The following is a 22,783-nucleotide window of genomic DNA, read 5'->3' on the forward strand; positions in this document are numbered from 1 at the left end:
AATAATGTAAACTACATCGCTGTGTGGGCGACTGCTTTTTTTTATTAAGGGGCGTGCGTGTCGAGCAGTTCCATTTCGAAAACGAGGACGCTGTGGCCCGGAATCTTGGGCGGCCGTCCGTTCTCGCCATAGCCGAGTTCGGGTGGAATCCAGACCATGACTTTTTCTCCCACCTTCATGAGTTCGAGCATCTCGGTCCATCCCGGAATGACTGCGTCAATCTTGAACTCGAGTGGTTCGCCGCGGTCGAATGAGCTGTCGAACTTTTTTCCGTTGATGAGTGTGCCCGTGTAGTGGACCTTGACGATGTCGGTGTGGCCGGGAGTCGCACCCTTGCCCTTGACGATGACTTTGTACTGGAGACCGGATTTGGTTGTCACGATGCCTTTGGCTTTCTTGTTCTTTACGAGAAATTCGTCATTGGCGCGCCGCCTTTCTGCATTCTTCCGCTTGGATACGTCCAATAGGATTGCATGTGCTTCTTCGTCGCTCAGCAGGTACTTGGCGGAATTTTCCTTGAAACGAATCTCGAAGGCCTGGCAGAAAATATCGATATTGAGGTCGACAGAATCGCGGGCTACGACTTGATCATGGACCTGTTTGCCGAGATATGCGCCCAGTGCGTAGCCGACCGTGGTTCCCTTGTCGAGGAGTGTCTCGGATAGTTTTTGCTTTTCTTCCTGCGCCACGTGCTGTAGATTGCGGAGTGCCTTGTAGATGGCGTCCTCCTTCATCAGGTAGTGTGCGGTGTCCTGGCGAAAATGGATCCTGAAGGCCTCGAGGTAGAGGTCCAGGTTAAAGTTGACGGAATCTCGGGCAGTGAGCTGGCTGTGGGCGCTTTTGGCGAAGAATGTTCCGAATGCGTAGCTGACGGAGTCCTTCTGCGTGGCGAGGGGTGCTGCTATGGCCAGGGCGAGTATCAGGTTGGAAAACATATATTATCTGTGGTGCGGGGAGCAGGGATGTCGTAAATATAACTCTTTTTTTGAGAGGACGGGCCTTTTGGTTTTGTATATAACTTTTACAGAATTTGTAAAAACTAACGATGTTATTTACATTCTATGAAAAAGTTTTAGAGGCTTGAAATTGACTTTTTTAATAAAAAACGTCACTTTTGGGTTGAATATAACATTTTTTGTAAAGTTGGCATAATTTTTGCATTTGAAGGGCAAACGAAACCCTTTATAAGGTATATAATGACAAAATTTTCAAAATGGACCGGGCTGGGCAACGATTTCGTGCTGCTGGAGCCGGGTGAGTCGCCGGATTATGGCGACGGCTTTGAACAGCGTGTAAAGAAACTCTGTGACCGCCGCTTCGGTATCGGTGCTGATGGAGTCGTCATTGTAACACCGATGGACAGCGAAGGCTGCCTAGTACTCGACGAGGCGGGGGTCGGCCCTGCGTCAAAGTCCGTTCCGAACGGCGTGGATTTCGAGATGCGCATTTTTAACGCCGACGGTTCGGAGGCGGCGATGTGCGGTAACGCTACCCGCTGTGTCGCGAAGTTCATCGTGAGCCGCGGGCTTGCAAAGCCGGGTCAGAAAGTTTTCAACCTGCATACGAGAAGCGGGCTCGTGAAGCCGGCTCTCTTGGACGATGGCCGCGTGTGCGTCGACATGGGGAATCCGAGGGATTTTCTCGGGAGCATCAAGCTCACGGCGGACTGCTTTGACTTTACTGCAGAAACAGTCTCGATGGGGAACCCGCACGCAGTCATTTTCGTGGACGACATCGAGAAGATTCAGCTGGAAGATTGGGGGCGCGTGCTCGAATGCGACAGGCAGTTCCCGGACCGCTGCAACATTGAATTCGCGCAGGTTTTGCCTGCAGTTCAGGGGACGCCCACCCAAATCCGCATGCGGGTTTGGGAACGGGGTTGCGGCGTTACCATGGCCTGCGGCACTGGCAGCTGCGCAACCCTCGTTGCGGCCCAGCGCACGGGCCGCGTGGGCGTAGAAGCCGACGTGATTCTCGATGGCGGAACGCTCCACATCAAGCACGAAAACGATGGCTCGGTTCTCATGACCGGCCCCGCACAGGAAGTTTTTAGAGGAACCATTTAATGAATGCGTCTATCATCAATCCAAACTACGACTTGCTGCCCGGCAGCTACCTGTTTTCTACCATCGCCAAGAAGATCTCCGAATACCAGGCCAAGAAACCCGATGCCGATATCGTGCGCCTGGGTATCGGCGACGTGACTACGCCGCTTATCCCTGAGGTCATCAAGGCCATGCACAAGGCTGTTGACGAGATGGCCGAGAAGGGGAGTTTCCGCGGGTATGGGCCCGAGCAGGGCTATGACTTTTTGCGCCAGGCGATTGTCGCGGGCGAGTACACCTCCCGCGGTATCGAGATGGATCCGGACGATATCTTCGTGAGTGACGGTTCCAAGTGCGATGTCGCGAACATCCAGGAACTTTTTACAGAAAATGTAAAGATTGCCATTCCGGACCCCGTCTATCCGGTCTATCTGGACTCCAACGTGATGGCGGGTCGTGCCGGCGTGTTGCAAGATGACGGACATTTTTCTAAGGTCACCTACCTTGCATCGACAGCGGAAAACAACTTCCAGCCCGACCTGCCCAAGAACCCGGTGCAGATGATTTACCTGTGCAGCCCGAACAACCCGACGGGTACGGTGCTCAGCCGCGAGACGCTCCAGAAGTTCGTGGATTACGCCAACGAGAACGGGGCGATAATACTCTTTGACGGGGCGTACAACTGCTATATCCAGGACGAGAGCCTCCCGCATTCCATCTTCGAGATTCCGGGGGCCCGCACCTGCGCCATCGAGTTTAGGAGCTTCAGCAAGACTGCCGGCTTTACCGGCGTGCGCTGCGCCTACACGGTAATCCCGCACGAACTTTCGAAACTCCATTCCATGTGGAACCGCCGCCAGTGCACCAAGTTCAACGGCGTGAGCTACGTGACCCAGCGAGCAGCCGAGGCCATTTACAGCCCGGTCGGCTGGCAGCAGACGAAGGCCGTTATTGCGGGCTACATGAAGACTGCGGGCGTTATCCGCAAGGAACTTGCCGTGGCGGGCTACACGGTGTTCGGCGGCGAGCATGCCCCGTATATCTGGTGGAAGATCGAAGGCGGCGAAAAGTCCTTCGATTTCTTTGACCGTCTGCTTGCCACCTGCGAAGTGGTAGGTACACCCGGTAGCGGCTTTGGCCCCTGCGGCGAGGGGTACTTCCGCCTGACCGCCTTCGGCGACTACGAACGCACCTGCGAAGCCCTCAGGAGAATAAGGGAAAAACTTTAATTTTCGAGGAATTTCTATTTTATGTCCATGCCCATTCCTATAGGCTCAGAAATTTCGGTCATCCAGAAGATTAGCGTCGCCATCATTCATGAGCGCAATGTGGAAAAGTTACTCGAGAATGTGCTTGGCATTCTTGAATCCGAGCTCGGCATGTTGCGCGGCACTTTCGCTCTCCTATTTGGCGACACGCTCAAGATTGAAGCCTCGCGCGGTCTTGACGAATCCGAAAAACAGAAAGGCCTGTACCGCATGGGCGAGGGCATTACGGGCCATGTGGCCGAACGCGGCATCAGCCACGTGATTCCCGACCTCCGCAAGGATTCCCGGTTCCTGAACCGCACCGGAAGCCGCCATTACGAAAGCCAGGTGGCCTTCATCTGCGTCCCGCTGATTCATGACGGAGTTGTCATCGGAACGCTTTCCATAGACCGCCCCGTGGATGGGGCCACCGATCTTGACCGCGATGTTGCCTTGCTCGAAATTATCGCCAACATTACGGGCGATGCGGCAAACGAATGTATCGAACTTCACAACGAACGCGAGGCGATGCTCGAAGAAAACCGCAAGCTCCGCGACATGCTTTCGAATAATCCGGGAGACCTTGTGGGTAACTGCCGCGAGATGCAGCAGATTTACGAACAGGTGCGCCAGGTTGCCCCGAGCGATGCGACTGTCTTGATTCGAGGCGGGAGCGGTACGGGCAAGGAAATGATCGCGCGTGCCATCGTTAACCTTTCTTCAAGGAAGGACAAGCCGTTTATAACGCTCAACTGCGCGGCCCTCCCGGAAAACCTGGTGGAAAGCGAACTTTTCGGCCATGAGAAGGGGGCATTCACGGGTGCCATGAACCGCCGCATCGGCCGTGCTGAAGCAGCTAACGGGGGCACGCTCTTCTTGGACGAAGTCGGTGACCTTACGATGCAGACGCAGGTGAAGCTGTTGCGCTTCTTGCAGGAACGCACCTTCAGCCGAGTGGGGAGCAACGAGGAACTCCATTCCGACGTGCGCTTCTTGGCCGCGACGAGCCGCAATCTCGAAGAACTGATAGCGCAGGGCAAGTTCCGCGAAGACCTTTTCTACCGCCTGAACATTTTCCCGATTTCGATGCCCGACCTTGCGAAGCGCAAGTCCGACATCATCCTGCTCGCGGAGCATTTTATCGAGAAGATGAACCTCCGCTACAGCAAGAAGGTTGCGCGTCTTTCGACAACGGCCATCAACCTGCTCATGAGCTACCATTGGCCGGGCAACGTGCGTGAACTCGAAAACTGCATTGAACGTGCTGTGCTTACGGCGAGTGACGACTGTATCCACAGCTACAACCTGCCGCCATCGTTGCAGACGAGCCTGAGTGTCGGGAACGACGGGACGGTTTCTACGAAGATTGCCCCGCTCGAGGTGATGATGAACAATTACGAACGCGAAATCATTACGGAAGCTATCAAGCGCAACAACGGGAACCTCTCTGCCGCCGGTCGTGACCTGGGCGTGTCTCCGCGCATGATGAACTACCGTATGAACAAACTCGGCATCAAGTCCGGACGCTAAAACAGCATCTTTACGCCGATGCCTATCAGGATAATCCCCGCGATGATTTCGGGGATTTTTGTCTTGAATCTCTTGGCGGCGTGGCGTCCGATTTCGTAGCCGATGACACCCATGGCGAAACTCGCGAATGCGATGGAAGATGTCGCGATGGCCATGTTCGCGTTGATGAATGCAAACGAGATTCCCACTGCGAATGCATCGATGCTTGTCGCGACCGAGAGTAGCAGGATGTTGGCGACGGTGAGGTTCTTGGCCGCGATCTCTTCGCCTTCCTTTTCTCCGGCATCGCCGTGGATGGCTCCCCACATCATGCGTCCTCCCAGGATGCAGAGTATCGCGCAGGCGATGGGCGTGCCTACGGAGCTGAACCAGCGCTCGGCGAAACTTCCGAGGAAATACCCGAGGAGCGTCATTCCGCCTTGGAAAATGCCGAAACTTACCGCCTGGAGCAGCGCTCGGCTATAGCGGATTCCCGACTTGGAAAGCCCTGTAGCGATTGCGACAGCGAAGCAGTCCATGGCCTCTACGATCGCGACGATGATGATTTCAACGATTTCCATTTTGGATTTTTCTTGTGTCGGGGCTAAAAATTAGAAAATATGCGATGGAATTGGGTGTTCCATGTCACTTTTTACGGATTTCATGTTGCGCCCTTGTTCATTTCTTGAAAAAAAGGTTATTTTGTAAAAAACGTATAGCGGAGGTTCCCGATGAAAAGAATTGTTTTCTTGCTCTTTGCCTGCTCGGTGGCGTTTGCCCAGGTAGATGATAGTGGCTATGAAGAAGTCGGGAATGGGGAGGTTGCCGCTGGTGCGGATTCTTCCGTCCAGGCGTCCGTTCCGCAAGAGGAACCGATGGCGACGCCTCTGCCGCAAGAAAGCGCATCTCCTGCACCGGAACCGCCTGCGCGTGTGGAACCTATCGTCTATGACGATACCAAGGCGGTACAGCCTGCTGCTCCGAAAGAGGAATCCTGGGAGGATGCCTGGCAGAAGAGACGTCAAAATGTCAGCGTCTTTTTTGGATTCCTGCCGCTCTCCTCTTGGCTGGATATCATTATCCATGCGGCGCATAAAGACGATCGTGACCCGGATGTAATCGCCTATTCTCTCGGCTACGGTTTCGAACTGTTCTACCTTTTGGAAGTGGGGGTCATGGTCGACTATACGACCGTGGACAGTCACGCGATTATCTCGGTCATTCCGAGAATCAAGCTGAACTACCTGAACTTCAAATATTTCAGGCTCTATTCCTATGCAGGCATTGGCGGCGTGTTCTGGTATGACGGCCACGGACTGATGTTCAATGTCGGTGTTCTCGGCTTCGAATTGGGAGGCCCCATCTCCGTGTTCGGCGAATATGGGTTAGGGCAGGCCGGAATGCTGATCTGCGGTGTCAAGTACGCTTTCTAGCCGTTTTTCCTGTCGAACGTTTCGAGCTTCACCTCGCGGACATTTTCCGAGATGATTTCGATGGTTATCTTGTGCGTGATGTCGCCGGTATCGCCGTCGAGCCTTTCGGGCCATTCGATGAGCGTGATGCCTTTTGAAAGGTAGTCGTGGTCCAGGCCGACTTCGTAGAGCTCTGCGCCCGGTTCCAGACGGTAGAGGTCGAAATGGAAAAGGGGAGGCTCGTTCGGGTATTCGTGCAGGATGGTGTAGGTGGGGGAACAGACGGAACCTTCAAAACCGAGTCCCTTACAGATTCCCCGGCTCATTACCGTCTTGCCGGCCCCCAGGTTCCCGTATAGGGCGACCATGTCGCCCGGCCTGAGCGATTTGCCGAATTCCACGGCCCAGTTGTAGGTCTCTTCTTCGCTATTGAAGGTCATCTACAGCTTGTCCTTGAACTGCTCGTACGTGAACTTGTGTAGCAGGTGGAATTTGCCTTCCATGTCGAACTTGCCGATGCTCGGGTGCCTTACCCCGTTGAAGAAAGTAGTCTTCACCATGGTGTAGTGGATCATGTCCTCGAAAATAATCCTGTCGCCGACCTTTAGCGGGTTGTCGAAGGAAAAGTCCCCGAGCTGGTCGCCCGCAAGGCAGGAACATCCGGTTAACTTGTATGTAAATTTCTTCTCGCCGGGCATGCCAGAGCCCGTTACGGCGGGCCTGTAGGGCATTTCGAGGCAATCGGGCATGTGGTCGCTCACTGAAATGTTCAGTATGGCGATGTCCATTTCGTTGTGGACGATGTCCTCGACCGTTGCTACCAGTTCGCCGGTTTGCCAGCCGACCGCTTCCCCCGGTTCCAGGATGACTTCGACTCCAGGATGGCGCTGCCTGAAACTGTTGATGATGCGCACGAGGTCGTCCCTGTGGTAGTCCTTGCGTGTGATGTGGTGGCCGCCGCCAAAGTTCACCCATTTCATGCGGTCGATGTACTTGCCGAAGTGCTGCTCGAAAGCTGAGAGAACTCCTTCGAGGGCATCGGCGTCCTGCTCGCAGAGGGCATGAAAGTGAAGCCCTTCGATTCCATCCAGGAGTTCCGGTTTGAATTCAGCCTCGGTGACGCCGAGTCTCGAGAACTTGCCGCAGGGGTTGTAGATGTCGGTCTCTACGGTCGAAAATTGCGGGTTGACGCGGATGCCGGCGCTCACGCCTGCGGCAAGGGTCTTAGCCTTGAACCGCGTCCACTGGCTGAAGCTGTTGAAGCTGATGTGGTCGGCAAGCGAGAGGATCTGGTCGATTTCGTCGTCGCCATAGACTGGGGCGAAAACATGGACCTCTTTTCCCATTTCTTCGCGGGCAAGGCGCGCTTCGTTGAGGCTCGAAGCGGTGGCTCCGGGGAGGTAGCGCGCGATGAGCGGGAAGGAACGCCAAAAACTGTAGCCTTTGAGGGCGCAGATTATCTTGGCTCCGGTTCTTTTTTGGATATCGTCAAGAATTTCCATGTTCCGGACGAGCCTTTTTTCGTCCAGAACGAAGCAGGGGCTGGGGACTTGGGTGTAATCGAGCATGCCCCAAATATAAAATTGTGCCCCGTTTTTGTGTAGACTGCTTTTTTTTGCCGTTTTTTGAGTTGACCGAGCCTTTTTTTTAAGTCTTTAACTAAATTTTAGACGATGATTTTGTCTATACATAAGTGTGTTTTTGCAGCGTTTGTATCCCTTGCTTTTGCGGGGGTGTCTTTTGCACAGCAACCGGTCGACTCTGTCGTCGCATCCCGTGGCGCACAGGGGACTCTTGATGAGATGATTCAGCACAAGCTGGATTCCTTGAACTCCGCAAACCAGTCCAGTGCCCCTAAGGCTAATTCCGATAGCCTTGCGAAGGCGAAGGCTGACAGCGTGCGCAAGATGATCCAGGCGGGCAAGTATGTCCAGCGTGCCAAGTACGACAAGAGCAACTTCGACCACTGGAAGGTCGATACGCTTTTCCAGAAGAAGGTCAAGGACCAGGTCAACGGCGTTTGGCGTACTCCGATTGTGGCCCACGGCCATGCATTCCGCGATGCCGAACTCCAGTTCAACATGAACGACACGCTTACGGGTGCCACCCGCACCTATGCGTCTGCCGACCGCTACCAGAAGACGGGTGACTACGCCTACAAGGCCCGTTACCGCTTCGACAACGATTCCTCCATGGTGACCCGCGAAGTGTTCCGCGACCGTCAGGTCATCCGCTGGGACTACGTGACTTTCAAGATTTCGGGCGATACGCTCAAGCACAACCTGAAGAAGCTCGAGTTCCGCGACCTGAACGATAACTGGCTTAACGCACTCCAGGGCTTCGAGAACGTTCCTCCCGAGAACTACGTTCGCGACCAGAAGGCTTCTGACGAACTCAAGAAGCAGGATCAGGCCAAGGCTAAATCCAAAAAATAAGGGCTTTTGATGAAACGGATAGCCCTCTGTTTCGGGACGCTTTTTCTAGGCGTTCTGTTTTTTTCTGTCTGGACGCTGGTGTCTGGTCCGGTCGACGTTCCGTTCTCGAAATTAATCGATTCGCTCATGTCTCCGGATTCTTCAATGGTGTCGCGGATCCTTTGGGAACTCCGCATCCCGAGGGTGGCGGCTGCCGTTCTTGCCGGAATGTCGCTTGCGGTGTCGGGCCTTTGCCTCCAGACGGTGTTCCGCAACCCCCTGTGCGGACCTTTTGTGCTTGGCATCAGCAGCGGTGCAAGTTTTGGCGTGGCGCTTGCGCTGCTTGCGGGAATTAGTATCGGACATTTCGGGACGCTCGGGGCTGCATCTGTCGGTGCGCTCGTCGTGACGCTAGTGATTATCGCGTTCGCATCCAGGTTCTCGCAGAGCTCGGTCTTGCTTGTGGCGGGACTTTTGCTTGGCTACTTTATCGATGCACTGGTGAGCCTCCTGATTGCCGGGGCCGAAGGCGAAAGCCTCCAGGTGTATGTGGCATGGGGCTTCGGGAGTTTCGGGCGGCTCACGCTTGACGGCATCTGGGTGTTCGCCCTGGCGGTCGCGGTCGGACTTTTGCCGGTGGTCCTGTCCATGCGCTATCTGAATTCGGCACACCTGGGCGATGAATTTGTTCGCGGACTGGGCATCCAGGTCGGACGTTCGAGGCTTTGCGTCCTTGTCGGTTCGAGCATCCTCGCCGGCGCAGCGACGGCGTTCTGCGGGCCTGTCGCCTTTATCGGAATTGCCGTGCCGCACTTGTCTTATCTGATGTTCAGGACAACGAACCATCGGGTTCTTCTGCCGGGCTCAGCATTGTGCGGTTCGTTGCTCGCGTTGGTAGCGGGTGTGTTTCCGCAATGGATTCCTTTGAACGCAGTGCTGAGCGTTGTTGGTGTTCCGGTTATTTTGTATGTACTCGTGCGCGGGGCGCGGCAGGGGAGGTCGCTATGAATTCTGCTGATGAACTCCTGCAAGTCGAGAATTTGCTTTTTGGCTATCCGGGACGGGAACCGTTTACGTCGGCTTTCGATTTCGAACTGCATGGTGGTGAAGTCGTTGCCTTGATGGGCGAAAACGGATGTGGCAAGAGTACGCTTTTGAAGACGTTTGCTGGCCTATTGTCCCCGCGGGGCGGGACGGTCCTGCTTTGCGGCAGGACCGTTTCAGCCGCGCGCTCGGCCGACCGCATGTCGGACCGCGAGCGTGCGCGGCTGGTGGCGCTCGTCCGCATGGGCGTCGCGCCTCCCGCCCGCATGACGGTTCGCGAGTTCGTTAGCCTTGGCCGAACGCCTTATTCGGGAATCCTCGATGGAAGAAGCGCAGAAGACGAAAAGTGTATTGTCGATGCGATGGATCTTCTTGATGTCTCGCGCTTTGCGGATCGCGCCGTTGCGGAATTGAGCGACGGCGAACGCAGCCGTGTCTTCTTGGCTCAGGCGGTCGCGCGGGAGGTGCGCGTCCTGTTGTTGGATGAGCCTAATGCGTTTCTCGACATTCCGCGAAGCCATGCGCTCTTCCGTACCCTCCGGTCGTTGGCGCATGACCGCAACATGGGAATTGTCGTGTCGACGCATTCTCTTGATTATGCGGAAAAATATAGCGACCGGATTGCCGTCCTCGATAGCGGAACCATTCGTGTCGCCCCTGCATCCAATGCCCGTGCCGAAGGACTCTTCGGCTGGACGGGCGAATTCTAGGTGTTAAATATGAAAATCGTTTTGTTCAGTCTTGTATTCGCGTTGTTCCTGATAGGATGTTTCTCATTCAATAGCGACAGTGCGCAGAAACACCTCTTTTGGAAGGTCTCGGATTCCAATTCCAGTGTCTATCTTCTCGGAAGTGTGCATTTTGCGGATTCCTCGTTCTATCCGCTCGCTTCCGAGATAACGGATGCGTTTGAACATTCGGACGAACTGGGTGTCGAACTCGACATGAGCGATACTTCCGTTGTCAAGGAAATTATGGTGCTTTCTGCGCAGCGCGGTCTGCTCCCGGATAGTGAAAGCCTTGACAAGATTTTACCTGCGGATGTGCAGAGCTCGCTCGATAGCCTCTGCATGGCGTGGTACATTCCGTTAGGGACGTTCAACCCATACAGGCCTTGGGCAGCGGCAATGACCTTGAGTTCCGTAGCCATACAGCGAAGGGGCTTCCATCCCGAATATGGAATAGACCTTTATTTTCTCATGGCTGCCCGCAAAATGGGGAAACCTATTGTTTCGCTCGAAACGGTAGAAGAACAGGTCAATGCGCTTTCGGGCGAGGGAATCCCAGATTCTCTGGGCATTTACTACATGAGGAGTACGCTGCGCGATATGCCGCTACTCGATTCCAGTATCACGCTGATGATGCGTGCGTGGAAAACCGGCGATGTCGCAATGTTCCGCGATGCTATGGAATTGGAATCGCACCCGAAGGATGCTCAGGATTCGCTTCTGACAGAGGAACTCAACGAGCGCGTCTATACTTCGCGTAACCGCAAGATGGCAAAAACGGTCGAAGGCTTCTTGGCCTCCGACCGCAAGGTCTTTATCGTCGTAGGTGCGGCGCATCTGGCGGGGAAGGACGAAAACGTCATAGAACTTCTCCGCGACAAGGGCTTCACTGTCGAACAGAAGTAATTACTTCTTGAATTTCTTCAAGATTGCGGCGGCCTTCACGAACTGCTGCTTCACGGACTTGGGACCCGTGCCGCCTTCGATGTTGCGGCGGGAAACGCTGTATTCGAAGGTGAGCGTCTTCTTCATCTGCTTGACGTTCGGGACGCCGGCGGCTTCCCAGGCCTCATCAGAGAGGTCCGTGAATTCGAGGCCCTGGCGGGCGGCTTCGCCGACCAGGCTACCGACCACATGGTGGGCATCGCGGAACGGCACGCCGGATTCGACCAGAAGGTCGGCGAGGTCGGTAGCCAGCAGCGCCGGCAGCATCTTCGCGTGCATCTTGTCGAAATTGAAACGTGCGCTTTCCAAGGCCTCTTTCATGACGCGGAGAATCACCTTCACGTTATGGACGGAGTCGAATACCGGTTCCTTGTCTTCTTGCAAATCGCGGCTGTAGCTGAGCGGGGCTCCCTTCACCAGCGTGTAGAGGGCGCTGAAGTTGCCGAGCATGCGGCCGGACTTTCCGCGGATAAGTTCCATGGAGTCGGGGTTCTTCTTCTGCGGCATCATAGAAGACCCGCTAGAGAAGGCATCGTGCAGGGTGAGGTAGCCGAATTCACTGGTGCTCCAGTTCACAAAATCTTCGGCGTAGCGGCTCATGGTGTTTGCGATAATCGCTAAATCGGCTTCGAATTCGAGCATCATGTCGCGGTGGCTCACGGCGTCGATGCTGTTCGGGCTCACGCCGTTGAATCCGAGTTCCTTCGCGACGAGTGCGCGGTGGTAGGGGAATGCGGAACCGGCCATGGCGCCGCTACCGAGCGGAAGTTCGCTGTGCAGCTCGAGGAAGTTGTCGAGGCGCTTCACGTCGCGGCTCACGGCAAAGAACATGCTCATCAGGTAATGGCTGAAGTAGATGGGCTGCGCCTGCTGCAGGTGCGTGTAGCCCGGCATCATCTTGCCGAAGTACTTTTTCGCGAGGTCGAGCACCGTTTCCATCAGGCTCACTTCGAGAGCGCGGATTTCGGTGGCGCGGTGACGCATGTAGAGTTTGAAGTCCGTGCAGACCTGGTCGTTACGGCTGCGGCCCGTGTGAATCTTCTTGCCGAGTGCACCGATGCGTTCGGTGAGCACGCGTTCCACGGCCATATGGATGTCCTCGTCGGATTCCTTCCACAGGTTCTTGCCGGCCTTGTAGTCCTTGAGGATGCTCTCCAGTCCATCGCAAATCTTCTTGTAGTCGGCTTTGCTTAACACACCGGATTCCACCAGGCCCTTGCCGTGCCCGATGCTTCCTTCGATGTCTTCTTCGATGAGTTCGGCGTCAAATTGCAGGCTGAAGCTCAGGTCCACCATGCTTTGCGCCATGCCGCTAGCGAAACGGCCGGTCCACATGTTGGTCTGGGTGCCTTTTTTCGAAGTGTTTTTTCCGTTGGTCTTTGCCATGATTAATGTCCTTTTGTTTTTCATGCGCAAATATAGAATTTTATTGTTTCTCGTATGTCGCCGCTGGTTTATAGCCTTGATATGCAGGAACCCCGAAGATTAAGAAAGTGTCTCTTTTTTCTATATTTTTACGTGAAATGAAACAATTATTAGATTTTGACAGCGAGCATTTGTGGCATCCGTATGCGGCGCTGAAAAATACTCCCGCAAGATTTCTCGCCAAGACAGCTTACGGAACAACGATTGAAACGGCCGATGGTCTGAAATTGATTGATGCCGTGTCTAGCTGGTGGTGCATGGCACACGGGCACAATGCCCCTGAAATCGTCGATGCGATCCAGAAGCAAAGCGAAAAGATGTGTCACGTGATGTTTGGCGGTTTTACGCACGAGCCCGCGATTGAGCTTGGCGAAAAGCTGGTGAACTTTTTGCCCGAAGGCTTGAACAAGATTTTCTTTGCGGATTCGGGAAGTATTTCTGTAGAATGTGCCGCTAAGATGGCGGTGCAGTACCAATATTCTCTCGGACATCCGGAGCGCTGCAAGTTGGTCGCCCTGAAGGGCGGCTACCACGGCGACACAGCAGGGGCAATGGCGCTTTCTGACCCGGACGGGATGCATACGCTTTTCCGCGGAATCATGCCGCACCATTATTTTGCGGAACGCCCGAACTGCCGCTATGATGAGGCGTGGAATCCGACGGATTTCGCTTCGATGGAACGCGTCGTCGAAGAACATAAGGATGAAATTGCTGCCGTAATTTGTGAGCCCGTATTCCAGGGCGGAAACGGCATGTGGCTTTACAATGCGGGTTACCTGAAATCGCTCCGCGAACTTTGCGACCGTTACGGAATCTTGTTGATTCTAGACGAAATTGCCGCTGGTTTTTACCGCACGGGACCGCGCTTTGCAATGATGCATGCGGGGATAACGCCGGACATCATGTGTATTGGCAAGGCGCTTACGGGCGGATGCATTACGATGGCGGCCTGTGTCGCGTCCGAGAAGGTCGCCGAAACGATTACGAACAGCAAGATTCCGGCATTTATGCACGGCCCGACTTACATGGCGAACCCGCTCGCTTGTGCTGCAGGAATTGCTTCGTTAACGTTGTTCGAAAACCGTGATTATGCGGGGGAGGTTGCTCGAATCGAAGCTCGCCTCCGCGCCAATCTGGAACCGCTCCGTGCGCTTGAAAATGCGGCCGACGTGCGTGTTCTCGGCGCTATCGGAGTCTTGGAACTGAAGGCGAAACCTTCCGCAGACGACATTCTGTGCGTGATTCGCGAAACCGGCGTGTGGCTCAGGCCTTTCTGCAATTACGTGTATACGATGCCTCCGTTCATTACGACCGATCCTGAAATCGACCGCATCTGCGAAGCCATCAAGATGATTGGCGAATGTGAACCCGCGCCTATCGTAGAAGGCGAAGACGAATTTCATGAGTGATATGGATTATTACAGCTTGAAAATGCGTGCCTCGCAGCAAGTGGGAGAGGGCGAACAGAAACGTGAGCAGCACATATCCGGTGCCGAGCGCATCGTGAACCGGGATTCTGTTGAGGCTGTGTGTGCGGCGATGGTGCGCCGGGCCATGACGCATTCCAAGGGCGACCCGGATTTCATCAACGTGAAAATCGAGAAGATTCACGAAAGCGATATCCAGATTTTGAAGGCCTTGCCGGTGACGCGTGTAGACGTGGAAACATGGCAGGAAGGGTTGGAGAAGGCTTTTGGGTTGGTCGGTAAAGCTGTGATGGAAGTTCATAAAGAAAGTTCCCTGAGCGTGCCGAAGGGAACGAGTGAAAAAGCCTGCCTTCAAAACTTCGCCGCAAATTTGCCAGAACTTTTGCGGGCGACATTCCCGATGCGCGGCGCGATGCTGTACGATATCGCGACGTGCGAACGCCTGGAACCTGACCACGAACGCGGCGTGCGTGCGACTTATATGGATGCGCTGCATTCGAGCGAAGTGGACAGTTGCAAGAATCACTTTAACGAAGCCATCGTGCTTGCGACCAAGGTGGCAAACGCCCCGGGGATGGTTGCGGAATTTTGCGTGAGCGACGACCCGAACTACGTGACGGGCTATGTGGCGAGCAAGGAACTCGGCTACGTACGCATCATGAAGATGAAGGAAATGGGCGACGAAAACGGAGGCCGCATTTTCTTGTTCGATTCACGCAGGGCATCTGCCGAAGAGTGTATCGAGTACTTGCAGAAAAAGAAAATTTTGGTGGATGTTGGGGCATGAGTCGCATTCTTGACATTTTTACGAAAGACGCTTTGGAAACGGCTCGGGCGAATAACACTTACCGCACCATGCGCTTGATGGAAACGCCGGAATCGTCGTGCGTGAAGATTCGCATGCCCGATGGCGATTCGCAGGAACAGATTCTGCTGGCTTCCAATTCATACCTGGACTTGGCGAACGTCGACGAACTCAAGCAGGCGATGGCCCAGGCGGTTTTGGAGTGGGGAACAGGAAGCGGCGGCGCTCGCCTTACGACAGGCAACAAGTCTCCGCATCAGGAATTAGAGGAATTTATCGCAAAATTCAAGGGTGAAGAATCTGCCATCACGTTCAATACGGGTTACATGGCGAATGTCGGCACGATTTCGGCTTTGTGCGGCAAGAACGACTTTATTTTTAGCGATGAACTGAACCACGCGAGCATTATTGACGGCATCCGCCTTTCGCGAGCCAAGTGCTTTGTCTATAAGCATAACGACATGGCAGATTTGGAACGCGTGATTTCGACAGCCAAAGCAGAATTCAGCACACGTGAAAAGCCTGCAGAACAAGATGCGCGGCCCTTCCGTGGGCTTATCGTGACCGATGCTGTTTTCAGCATGGATGGCGACCTTGCGAATTTGCCGGAACTTCTGTGGATTGCAAAAGAAAATGATTGCCTCTTGATGATTGATGAGGCGCATGCCACGGGCGTGCTCGGCAAGACCGGGCGAGGCCTTGCCGAACACTACGGCTGTGCTCATGCCGACGTAACCGTCGGCACATTGAGCAAAGCCGTTGCCGCCGAGGGCGGCTTCGTGGCGGGCAAGCAGCAGCTGATTGATTTCCTCCGCAACAAGGCCCGCAGCTTTATTTTTACAACAGCGATGGCTCCTGCCGTTGCCGCGGCCGCCTGCAACAACTTGCGCTACATCGATGCGCATGCTGAACGCGTGCAGAACTTGCGTGATAACGTGAAATTTTTCTGCGATGCCTTGCTGCATGAAGGCGTGAACGTCGTCCAGTCCCCGTCTGCGATTGTTCCGATTGTCATCGGCGACGAAGCTTGCGCGCTTAAAATATCCGCAGCGCTTCAAGATGCGGGAATACTTATCCCCGCAATTCGTTACCCCACTGTTGCCAAGGGGCAAGCCCGCCTACGCGCAAGCCTGATGGCCACGCACACGCACGAACAGCTCCAAGCCGCCGCAACAGTAATTGCGCAAGCAGTAAAGGAGTGTGTATGAGTAAAGGATATTTCGTCACAGCCACCGGAACGGATGTCGGCAAGACCTTTATCACCGCCCTTCTCGTTAAAAAGTGGCGCGATTTCGGCATCGATGCGGGCTACTACAAGGCCGCCCTCAGCGGCGCAGAACTCCGCGACGGCAAATGGGTCGCCGGTGACGCCGACTATGTGAAAAACATTGCAAATCTTCCCGATACGCAAGAACAGCTCGTGAGCTACATCTATAAAGAAGCCGTCTCGCCACATCTCGCCGCCCGCAAAGAAGGCAACCCCGTAGAACTTTCGAAAGTCCAGGCTGATTTTGAAGCGGCTTGCGCTCGCCATGAATTCATTTTTGCCGAAGGCAGCGGGGGAATCATTTGCCCCATCCGCTACGATGATCAGAAAATTTTCCTCGTCGATATCATGAAGACGCTGGGCCTTCCGCTGCTTGTCGTAACGACGGCGGCCCTCGGCTCCATTAACGCTTGCGTGCTCACCGTAGAATACGCCCGTAGCCGCGGCCTTGATGTTCGCGGACTCATCGTGAACCGCTATGGTTGTAGCGGCAACCTGGAAATGGAAGACGACAACATCCGCATGATGCAGGATTTGACAGGTCTCGAAATCCTTGCAAAAGTCAAAGACGGCGACACTGATTTAGGTGTGCAACCGTTTTAGTCTGGTGGTTTATTTTACGATAACGTTCGCTTCGAATCGGATTCCGTTGCCGCGAATGATTGCAACGTATCGTCCTGCAGAAAGGTTGTCAAATCTTACTGCTCCATAAGATGTTTTGCTTTGGGCAAGAACTTGACCTAATGGCGAAATCAAGATAATGTCAACGGAATGGCCGATTGTATTGATGATGATGCTTTTGCCCTCCGAATAAATGTGGGGGAGGGAAAGGCTTCTTTTTTGCGAAGCAAGGCTGTTTGAGGAATCGCCAGAAACAATTCCAGAAGAATCCTGTTTGGAACTGTCTGCTTTCGTCGTGTCGCCCGCGGCGTACAGCGGGGCGAGCGCTTCGGCCCACAGGTGGTGCATCGCCTGCCCGCCCTTCTTGTCGCCGTTCGGGTGAACTCCGTCGCTCGCGAGCTGTTCCGGATGTTCCTTGAAGTAGGCGAAAAAGTCGGGACCCTTCGGGAGGTTGTTTTCTTCGGTCAGGTTGTCGACGGCCTCGAGGAATGCGGGGTTCACCTGCCAGCCGGCCTTGGAAGAATCTGTCGCGATAATGCGGGCGATAATCGGGGTGATGCCGTGCGCCTTCGCCGAATCGATAATCGTCTGCATGTTCTTCTTGTATGTGGCGAGGTTCCAGTCGCCGCCGCCCCAGGCATCGTTCGTGCCCATCTCGATGGCCCAGAACTTCACGTTGCCTGCGTACTCCAGGTATTCGCCCAAGTGCTCGACGACCTCGGAACTGTTGATGCAGCCGATGCCTCCGCGGAGCATGGCGGGCGTGTATTCCGGGAACTTCGCGTGAATGATTTGCGCCGTCGTGGAGTCGGTATCCTGCTGCTTGATTCCCATCTGGCTGATGCTCGTGCCCATGAAGAACCACGTGTCGGTTCCGTCCGCGCTCATGTCGAATGCCTCGATTTCGAGAATCTGGCCCACGTCGCCTTCGCTCACGAACTTGAACCACGACTTTCCCGCAAATTCGATGTTGACGCCGCGCGCCATCACGGGATTGTTCTTGACGCTTGCCGCCTCGACCCAGTCGCCGTCTTTGCCGTCGGTGGAATTCGCGGAGGTCATGATCTTGAAATTCGAAAGCGCGACGCCGCTATGCCCGCAGCCGCTCGTAAAGTCGGTAGCCCAGGCGCAATCGCCGAACGATTCCCAGTTGATTCGCAGTTTCGTGGGACCTTCGCCCACGTTCAGCGCGATTTCCTTGGCGTTACTGCTCTTCCAGTTCGTCAGGTAACCGTCTGTTAAATAATCGGTCGTTGCCGCCCCCGTATGTGCCGGCAAACCGCCAGAAACCAACTTGTTCGGGACTATGGCGTTTGCCAAACCAACCCAGAAAAACACAGTGGAGGCGACAACGACTTTTTTGTTCATGTATCCCATACACACATCCATTTTTTTTGTCCAGTTATTTCTTGAGGTAAAGCGTATTCACGACGTGGCCCTGCACCTGCTTGCGGATGACGTAGCGGCCCTGCGGAAGCCCCTGCGTAGTGAGTCCCACGTAGTGACCGTTCATGTCGAAAATTCCGATGGTGGTTGCCGTCCCGAGCAGGCGCGGTGCGGTCGCGATGTGGGTCGTGCCGGAGTCGGGAGGCGTTACTGTCGTATCGGGAGTGACGTCCGCCGTGTAGTTGTCCCAGCCGGGCATGTCCTCGAGAGAAAGGACTCGTTCGTCGTCCATGTTGCTCTTCCACACGGCGTCCTTCGTTTGGCCGGGCCAGGTTCCGCTCCAGGTGCTATACCACGGCATCCACCAGCTCCATACCGCTTCGTCGGTATGCATGTTGTTCACGTCGGGGATAGGCCCGTTTTCGCTGAGTGCGAGAATCTTCGTGCCGTTCGATGCGCTCTTGAACTTGTCGAAGGCGCTTGCGTTGCTAGAATGGTCGTTTGCGCTGTTGTAGATGTCGATGGAGAGCACGTCGTAATATTCGCTGCCCGGATTCCAGGAGGTGACGGTGCTCCCTTCGGGGTTGAACACCCAGATCATGTTCTTCACGCCCTTGACCTTTACCATGCGGTCATAGACAAGGCGGTAGAGGGCCGCGAACTGGTCGCCTGAATTGATGCTCCACCAGAACCATTTGCCGCCCGCTTCGTGCAGGGGGCGGAAAATGCCCGCGACGCCTTCTTTCTGCAGTTCGAGGAAGTAGTCGGCGATGTGGTCGATGTCGGCGATGATTCCCTTGTAGGCGGCACTTTCGGTGTTCCATTCGGTGGTGCCGGGCTTGAATCCGGTAGCAAAATCGAAGGTCGTGTATCCCTGGCCGTTGTCTGCGCCCTGGATATAGAACGCGTCATCCTTGTCGAGCGGGTCTTTCCAGTGCCAGGTGAATGCGGGAATGCCGCCAGCCTTCCAGAGGCTTTTTGCAATGGATATCGCCTTGTTGGTGTATTCCATATTCCAGCTTTGCGATGCACTCGGACCTGTTGCGAAAAGGAAGTCGAGGCCGACAAGTACCGGGTACTTGCCCGTGCGCGTGTAGATGTACTTCACGTCGTCGTGGGTCTTGAAGTCGGCGCCCAGGGTGTATCCGCTCATGTCGCCGGTCATGATGCCGCTAATCGTTTTTTTGCCGAAGTTCTCGCGCAAGAAACTGTAGAGCTTCACGGCGCTTTCGGTCGCATTCGGGGTGACCGGGGTCGCGGAGAGCTTGAAGGGGGAGGATTCGTAGGGTTCCACGTCGATATAGTCCACGCTAATCCAGCCCCAGTACTTTTCGAGTGAGATGGTGTTCGTGCCCGCCTTGAGCGTGACGACGGTCGAGACGTCGGACCAGTTGGAGGTGCCCTCGAAGTCGACGGTACCCGAGGTGGCGCCGTTGACCACGATGTAGTTCGCCTTGAAATCGCCCGCCTTGTAGCGGATGGTCACCTGGTACTTGCCCGCCTTTTCTGCGGTGACGCCCGCGAAGGTGATGTTGCCTTCCTGCATGTCGGCGTAACCCGTGCCCGAGACGCCCGAGGCGTTGACATTTTTGGCACCTCCGGAGAGCGTTGCCGATTCCGCCTCGTACTTGGTGGCAAATGCCGCCGTCGAGACGCACAGACCGAGAATTGCGAATTTAAGGCCGATATTCATTAGAACTCCTTGGTTATACTGAATATACCTTGTTTTGCGGGTTGCCGCCAGCAAAATGTCCACGGGTGTGGACAAAAAAGTCAACATTGTTGTGAAAAAATTTACAAATTGACCCGAAAAAATTGGAAATTTAATAGCGAGAAACTATATTTATACCGGCAGGCCCGCCATGTTTTCGAAAAACAAGATCAACATATACGACTATTCCGACTACCGCAAGTTTTTGCAGGAGTTCTACGAACTGGAAAAGTCGCTGGACCCGACGTTCAGCTACCGCGTGTTCGCCACTGCGGTCAATATGGATGCGAGCCTCCTGGTAAAGATTTTGCAGGGCAAGCGCCACGTTTCGCCCAAGTGCATCGAGACTTTCGTGCAGTTCTTCCGGTTCAAGGAAGCCAAGGCGGAGTATTTCCGCGAGATGGTCGCCTACGGGAAGGCGAAAACTGACGAACAGGTGCGCAAGCATTTCGAGACGCTGCAGAAGATGCGCCCTGCCGCCTGCCGCGAGCTGGACGAAGCCCGCTACCGCTATTTTCAGCAGTGGTTCTACCCGATGATACGCTCGGCCCTCGACGTGTTCGACTACCGTGGCCCGCAGGATGCCGCAAAGCTTGGCGAGAGCAGCGTCCCGAAACTCACCGCCACGCAGGTACAGACCGCAGTGGACGCGCTGTTGCAGCTCGGGCTCGCGCATACCCGCAAGGACGGCCGCGTGGTGCCTACCGAGGCCCACCTCAAGACGAAGGAACACTGGCTGAGCGCCTGCATCAGCGACTACCAGGCGAGCATTGCGGAACTTGCCCGCAAGTCCATCGCCGATACCCCCAAGGAAAAGCGCGATATCAGCACGCTCACGATGGCGCTCGACTCGAAACAGATTGAAAAAATCCGCGAAATCCTCGCCGAGACGCGAAAATCCATCGTAAATGTGGTTAATGCGATGCCTTCGCAAATTTGCGACAGCGTTTATCAGTTAAATTTCCAGTTGTTCCCGATGATGAAAAAGGAAGAACGATGAGATTATCCCAGGAGTTTAGGAACAGGACACTTTTTTGCATCGCATTCGGCCTTGCGCTGGTTGCGTTCTCGGGCTGTTCCGACAGCGGGTCCGAGACTGCGGGAGCCACGAGCGAGACGACGAACGGGATTGCCGTCATTGCGTTTGACGGGGCGCACAAGCCTATACCGCAGGCACGCGTTACGCTGTACCAGCGTTCTGGTGCCGTCCCCGTGGAAAGCCCGTCCGAAGATATAACGCAATTCCTCCCGTCCCATGTTTCAGCGCTGGAAACTGCCACTGCGGATGATTCCGGAATGGTGCAGTTCGAGACTCGACTGGACGAGTGCCAGAATGCAAGGTGCTATGTCGAAGGAATTGCCGGCGAGGACTCCTCGCTCATGGTGTGGACAAGGCTCAAGGCTGCGGATTCTACGATGAATGAAATCGAGCTTCTGCCGTCCGTTTCGCTAACAGTGCGTTTTGGTGCCGCCGCTTCTGATTCTGCGGTTTCGGATGTCTCCTTGATGCTCGATGCAACTCCCTATTGGGCCAGGAACGAAGGTGGCGAGTTTGTATTCTCGCACGTCCCGTCGGGAAAATATACCGTTCTTATGTGGAACGAGCCCGTTGCTGACGTTTCGCTTGATGCCGGGACATCCGTTGATACGCTCATGCACATTTGGGATTTGACGCGCGAATACGTCTTCGAGGATTTCGACGACGGCGACAGCCTGAACAATCTCGCGAAGACTTACAAGAACTACGGCTGGTACTATATCGCCTCGGGTACGGCAACCTGGATCAAACCCGATTCTGTAGGCGGGTTCGGCGGAGCCATCGTGGACGGTGCCCGCGGGAAACATCTTTCGCTGCAGTTCGACCTGGGCGATTCCGGCTACGTGCTTCTCGGTACGCATCTCGGACTCGACACGGGCTATTATGACCTGAGCGCTCTCACCGCCATCCGCATGAAGGTGCGCGGGGATTGCGACTTCAGTTTCGCATTGGAGCATTACAAGGATCTTGGCGACAACAACTTCCAGAAATCGCTCTGGCACGCGACCGCCGACACCACCTGGAAGGAAATCGTGTTCAGGCCCGGCAGGGAAAAACTCAATGCATCCGTCTACCAGGTGGAGTGGAAAAATATCGCCCACGAAATCGGGTTCGTGAGCATCTTTGCCAGTAGCGGAAGCTATCTGGAAATTGACGAAATCGTCTTTGAAGGCGTAGAATTCTAGCTTCTGCCTATTCCTCCAGCACGTGCCGGAGCGTGTCGAGGAAAAGTTCGCCCGCCCGCGTGAACTGCTGGCCCCGCCGCCAAATGATGTACATGTTGGTGGTGAGCTCGGGCATGAGCGGCCTGAAGCACAGGCGCGAAGTGCGGCTCGTATCCACCAGTCCGTCGAAAGTGAGCAGGTAGCCCGTGCCCTCTTTGGCAAGCACCGAACCGTTATACGAAAGATCCAGCCCCACAATCACGTTCAGTTTCGAAATATCGTCGCCGAACCATTTCGGTAAATCCGCCACCATCGCCTGGCGCGACGCCAACAGCGGCTTGTCGAGCAAGTCCTTCGGCTCGATGAAATCCCGCCTGGCCAAAGGGTCGTCGCGACGCATCACCACGCCCCAACGGTCCACCGAACGCACCGCAAGGCAGTTGTACTTTTCCAAATCAACGTTGTCTACAACCACCGCAAAATCAAAAATGCCCTTGTCCAGCTTTTCCAGGGCGCGCTCGCTGTCGCCCGAATATAAGTTGTACTTAATCTTCGGATAGTCGTCCTGGAGAATCCCGATGCACTTCGAAAGAAA

General features: G+C 55.0%; 22 protein-coding genes. 14 read left to right on the plus strand and 8 right to left on the minus strand.

Translation table 11 applies throughout. The annotated features are described in order from the left end of the window. Window positions 1-44: 44 nt before the first annotated feature. A complete protein-coding gene (locus B2310_RS07295) occupies window positions 45-935 on the minus strand; it encodes an FKBP-type peptidyl-prolyl cis-trans isomerase (protein ID WP_290730041.1) in 891 nt (296 codons plus the stop codon). Between the two features lie 261 nt (window positions 936-1,196). On the opposite strand from B2310_RS07295, the gene dapF reads away from it, so the two are divergent. The 3 genes from dapF to B2310_RS07310 are packed head-to-tail and all read left to right on the plus strand — an operon-like array spanning window position 1,197 to window position 4,822. Beyond that, window positions 1,197-2,066 (plus strand): diaminopimelate epimerase, encoded by an 870-nt coding sequence (dapF, locus tag B2310_RS07300; RefSeq protein WP_290730043.1) that lies wholly within the window; start codon window positions 1,197-1,199, stop codon window positions 2,064-2,066. Next, the gene (locus tag B2310_RS07305; protein WP_290730046.1) at window positions 2,066-3,274 is read left to right on the plus strand and encodes an LL-diaminopimelate aminotransferase; all 1,209 of its coding nucleotides are present in this window, start codon (window positions 2,066-2,068) and stop codon (window positions 3,272-3,274) included. Before dapF ends, B2310_RS07305 begins: the two co-directional genes overlap by 1 nt. A gap of 27 nt (window positions 3,275-3,301) precedes the next feature. Further along, window positions 3,302-4,822 carry a sigma 54-interacting transcriptional regulator gene (locus B2310_RS07310; protein ID WP_290727230.1) on the plus strand — a complete coding sequence of 507 codons (1,521 nt, stop codon included), beginning with the start codon at window positions 3,302-3,304 and terminating at the stop codon, window positions 4,820-4,822. Here the strand turns inward: B2310_RS07310 and B2310_RS07315 are convergent. Further along, window positions 4,819-5,382, minus strand: a complete 564-nt coding sequence (locus tag B2310_RS07315) for a manganese efflux pump MntP family protein (RefSeq protein WP_290730048.1) — start codon at window positions 5,380-5,382, stop codon at window positions 4,819-4,821. The genes B2310_RS07310 and B2310_RS07315 overlap by 4 nt on opposite strands. A 150-nt stretch (window positions 5,383-5,532) precedes the next feature. On the opposite strand from B2310_RS07315, the gene B2310_RS07320 reads away from it, so the two are divergent. Next, window positions 5,533-6,234: a hypothetical protein gene (locus B2310_RS07320; RefSeq protein WP_290730050.1), complete on the plus strand. Its 702-nt coding sequence runs from the start codon at window positions 5,533-5,535 to the stop codon at window positions 6,232-6,234. Here B2310_RS07320 and tsaE read toward each other — a convergent pair. Together tsaE and nspC are read right to left on the minus strand one after the other, a co-directional pair. Continuing rightward, the gene (gene tsaE / locus B2310_RS07325) at window positions 6,231-6,653 is read right to left on the minus strand and encodes a tRNA (adenosine(37)-N6)-threonylcarbamoyltransferase complex ATPase subunit type 1 TsaE (RefSeq protein ID WP_173382667.1); all 423 of its coding nucleotides are present in this window, start codon (window positions 6,651-6,653) and stop codon (window positions 6,231-6,233) included. The genes B2310_RS07320 and tsaE overlap by 4 nt on opposite strands. After that, complete coding sequence (gene nspC / locus B2310_RS07330; protein ID WP_290730052.1) at window positions 6,654-7,781, minus strand: carboxynorspermidine decarboxylase; 1,128 nt, start codon at window positions 7,779-7,781, stop codon at window positions 6,654-6,656. A 105-nt stretch (window positions 7,782-7,886) separates the two neighbouring features. Here nspC and B2310_RS07335 point away from each other — a divergent pair, with 105 nt between their 5' ends. Genes B2310_RS07335 through B2310_RS07350 form a run of 4 tightly spaced genes read left to right on the plus strand, consistent with a single transcriptional unit; the run spans window position 7,887 to window position 11,305 of the window. After that, window positions 7,887-8,648, plus strand: coding sequence for a hypothetical protein (locus B2310_RS07335; protein WP_173365546.1), 762 nt, complete (start codon window positions 7,887-7,889; stop codon window positions 8,646-8,648). A 9-nt stretch (window positions 8,649-8,657) separates the two neighbouring features. Further along, window positions 8,658-9,635 carry a FecCD family ABC transporter permease gene (locus B2310_RS07340; RefSeq protein WP_290730055.1) on the plus strand — a complete coding sequence of 326 codons (978 nt, stop codon included), beginning with the start codon at window positions 8,658-8,660 and terminating at the stop codon, window positions 9,633-9,635. Beyond that, on the plus strand, window positions 9,632-10,381 hold the full coding sequence (locus B2310_RS07345; protein WP_290730058.1) for an ABC transporter ATP-binding protein: 750 nt from the start codon (window positions 9,632-9,634) through the stop codon (window positions 10,379-10,381). Before B2310_RS07340 ends, B2310_RS07345 begins: the two co-directional genes overlap by 4 nt. A gap of 9 nt (window positions 10,382-10,390) precedes the next feature. Next, complete coding sequence (locus B2310_RS07350; RefSeq protein ID WP_290730061.1) at window positions 10,391-11,305, plus strand: TraB/GumN family protein; 915 nt, start codon at window positions 10,391-10,393, stop codon at window positions 11,303-11,305. On the opposite strand, the gene argH is transcribed toward B2310_RS07350, so the two are convergent. Next, window positions 11,306-12,730, minus strand: coding sequence for an argininosuccinate lyase (gene argH, locus B2310_RS07355; protein WP_290730064.1), 1,425 nt, complete (start codon window positions 12,728-12,730; stop codon window positions 11,306-11,308). A 137-nt stretch (window positions 12,731-12,867) separates the two neighbouring features. On the opposite strand from argH, the gene bioA reads away from it, so the two are divergent. From bioA to bioD, 4 genes are read left to right on the plus strand one after another with little or no spacing between them, the layout of a single operon-like run. Continuing rightward, complete coding sequence (gene bioA / locus B2310_RS07360) at window positions 12,868-14,178, plus strand: adenosylmethionine--8-amino-7-oxononanoate transaminase (protein WP_290730067.1); 1,311 nt, start codon at window positions 12,868-12,870, stop codon at window positions 14,176-14,178. Window position 14,179: 1 nt separating this feature from the next. Next, entirely contained in the window at window positions 14,180-14,983 is an 804-nt protein-coding gene (locus tag B2310_RS07365; protein WP_290730087.1) for a 6-carboxyhexanoate--CoA ligase, read from the plus strand. Next, the gene (locus B2310_RS07370) at window positions 14,980-16,209 is read left to right on the plus strand and encodes an aminotransferase class I/II-fold pyridoxal phosphate-dependent enzyme (RefSeq protein WP_290730070.1); all 1,230 of its coding nucleotides are present in this window, start codon (window positions 14,980-14,982) and stop codon (window positions 16,207-16,209) included. The genes B2310_RS07365 and B2310_RS07370 overlap by 4 nt, the downstream gene beginning before the upstream one ends. Further along, entirely contained in the window at window positions 16,206-16,871 is a 666-nt protein-coding gene (gene bioD / locus B2310_RS07375; protein WP_290727243.1) for a dethiobiotin synthase, read from the plus strand. Before B2310_RS07370 ends, bioD begins: the two co-directional genes overlap by 4 nt. 9 nt (window positions 16,872-16,880) lie before the next feature. On the opposite strand, the gene B2310_RS07380 is transcribed toward bioD, so the two are convergent. Next, the gene (locus B2310_RS07380; RefSeq protein WP_290730073.1) at window positions 16,881-18,257 is read right to left on the minus strand and encodes an SGNH/GDSL hydrolase family protein; all 1,377 of its coding nucleotides are present in this window, start codon (window positions 18,255-18,257) and stop codon (window positions 16,881-16,883) included. Between the two features lie 34 nt (window positions 18,258-18,291). After that, window positions 18,292-19,968: a glycosyl hydrolase gene (locus B2310_RS07385; protein WP_290730076.1), complete on the minus strand. Its 1,677-nt coding sequence runs from the start codon at window positions 19,966-19,968 to the stop codon at window positions 18,292-18,294. Window positions 19,969-20,137: 169 nt separating this feature from the next. Between B2310_RS07385 and B2310_RS07390 the strand changes: the two genes are divergently transcribed. Together B2310_RS07390 and B2310_RS07395 are read left to right on the plus strand one after the other, a co-directional pair. Beyond that, on the plus strand, window positions 20,138-20,986 hold the full coding sequence (locus B2310_RS07390) for a TIGR02147 family protein (protein ID WP_290730078.1): 849 nt from the start codon (window positions 20,138-20,140) through the stop codon (window positions 20,984-20,986). After that, on the plus strand, window positions 20,983-22,209 hold the full coding sequence (locus B2310_RS07395) for a hypothetical protein (RefSeq protein ID WP_290730081.1): 1,227 nt from the start codon (window positions 20,983-20,985) through the stop codon (window positions 22,207-22,209). Before B2310_RS07390 ends, B2310_RS07395 begins: the two co-directional genes overlap by 4 nt. A gap of 7 nt (window positions 22,210-22,216) precedes the next feature. On the opposite strand, the gene B2310_RS07400 is transcribed toward B2310_RS07395, so the two are convergent. After that, window positions 22,217-22,783: LysR family transcriptional regulator substrate-binding protein (locus B2310_RS07400; protein ID WP_290730084.1), on the minus strand; the 567-nt coding region annotated here is incomplete at its 5' end.

Source organism: Fibrobacter sp. UBA3629 (assembly GCF_002374005.1).
In the GTDB taxonomy this organism is placed as follows: Bacteria; Fibrobacterota; Fibrobacteria; order Fibrobacterales; family Fibrobacteraceae; genus Fibrobacter.

Excerpts from the sequence above, each read along its gene's own strand:
- B2310_RS07295 (WP_290730041.1), bottom strand. The coding sequence starts at position 935 with ATGTTTTCCAACCTGATACTCGCCCTGGCCATAGCAGCACCCCTCGCC.
- dapF (WP_290730043.1), top strand. The coding sequence starts at position 1,197 with ATGACAAAATTTTCAAAATGGACCGGGCTGGGCAACGATTTCGTGCTG.
- B2310_RS07305 (WP_290730046.1), top strand. The coding sequence starts at position 2,066 with ATGAATGCGTCTATCATCAATCCAAACTACGACTTGCTGCCCGGCAGC.
- B2310_RS07310 (WP_290727230.1), top strand. The coding sequence starts at position 3,302 with ATGCCCATTCCTATAGGCTCAGAAATTTCGGTCATCCAGAAGATTAGC.
- B2310_RS07315 (WP_290730048.1), bottom strand. The coding sequence starts at position 5,382 with ATGGAAATCGTTGAAATCATCATCGTCGCGATCGTAGAGGCCATGGAC.
- B2310_RS07320 (WP_290730050.1), top strand. The coding sequence starts at position 5,533 with ATGAAAAGAATTGTTTTCTTGCTCTTTGCCTGCTCGGTGGCGTTTGCC.
- tsaE (WP_173382667.1), bottom strand. The coding sequence starts at position 6,653 with ATGACCTTCAATAGCGAAGAAGAGACCTACAACTGGGCCGTGGAATTC.
- nspC (WP_290730052.1), bottom strand. The coding sequence starts at position 7,781 with ATGCTCGATTACACCCAAGTCCCCAGCCCCTGCTTCGTTCTGGACGAA.
- B2310_RS07335 (WP_173365546.1), top strand. The coding sequence starts at position 7,887 with ATGATTTTGTCTATACATAAGTGTGTTTTTGCAGCGTTTGTATCCCTT.
- B2310_RS07340 (WP_290730055.1), top strand. The coding sequence starts at position 8,658 with ATGAAACGGATAGCCCTCTGTTTCGGGACGCTTTTTCTAGGCGTTCTG.
- B2310_RS07345 (WP_290730058.1), top strand. The coding sequence starts at position 9,632 with ATGAATTCTGCTGATGAACTCCTGCAAGTCGAGAATTTGCTTTTTGGC.
- B2310_RS07350 (WP_290730061.1), top strand. The coding sequence starts at position 10,391 with ATGAAAATCGTTTTGTTCAGTCTTGTATTCGCGTTGTTCCTGATAGGA.
- argH (WP_290730064.1), bottom strand. The coding sequence starts at position 12,730 with ATGGCAAAGACCAACGGAAAAAACACTTCGAAAAAAGGCACCCAGACC.
- bioA (WP_290730067.1), top strand. The coding sequence starts at position 12,868 with ATGAAACAATTATTAGATTTTGACAGCGAGCATTTGTGGCATCCGTAT.
- B2310_RS07365 (WP_290730087.1), top strand. The coding sequence starts at position 14,180 with ATGGATTATTACAGCTTGAAAATGCGTGCCTCGCAGCAAGTGGGAGAG.
- B2310_RS07370 (WP_290730070.1), top strand. The coding sequence starts at position 14,980 with ATGAGTCGCATTCTTGACATTTTTACGAAAGACGCTTTGGAAACGGCT.
- bioD (WP_290727243.1), top strand. The coding sequence starts at position 16,206 with ATGAGTAAAGGATATTTCGTCACAGCCACCGGAACGGATGTCGGCAAG.
- B2310_RS07380 (WP_290730073.1), bottom strand. The coding sequence starts at position 18,257 with ATGAACAAAAAAGTCGTTGTCGCCTCCACTGTGTTTTTCTGGGTTGGT.
- B2310_RS07385 (WP_290730076.1), bottom strand. The coding sequence starts at position 19,968 with ATGAATATCGGCCTTAAATTCGCAATTCTCGGTCTGTGCGTCTCGACG.
- B2310_RS07390 (WP_290730078.1), top strand. The coding sequence starts at position 20,138 with ATGTTTTCGAAAAACAAGATCAACATATACGACTATTCCGACTACCGC.
- B2310_RS07395 (WP_290730081.1), top strand. The coding sequence starts at position 20,983 with ATGAGATTATCCCAGGAGTTTAGGAACAGGACACTTTTTTGCATCGCA.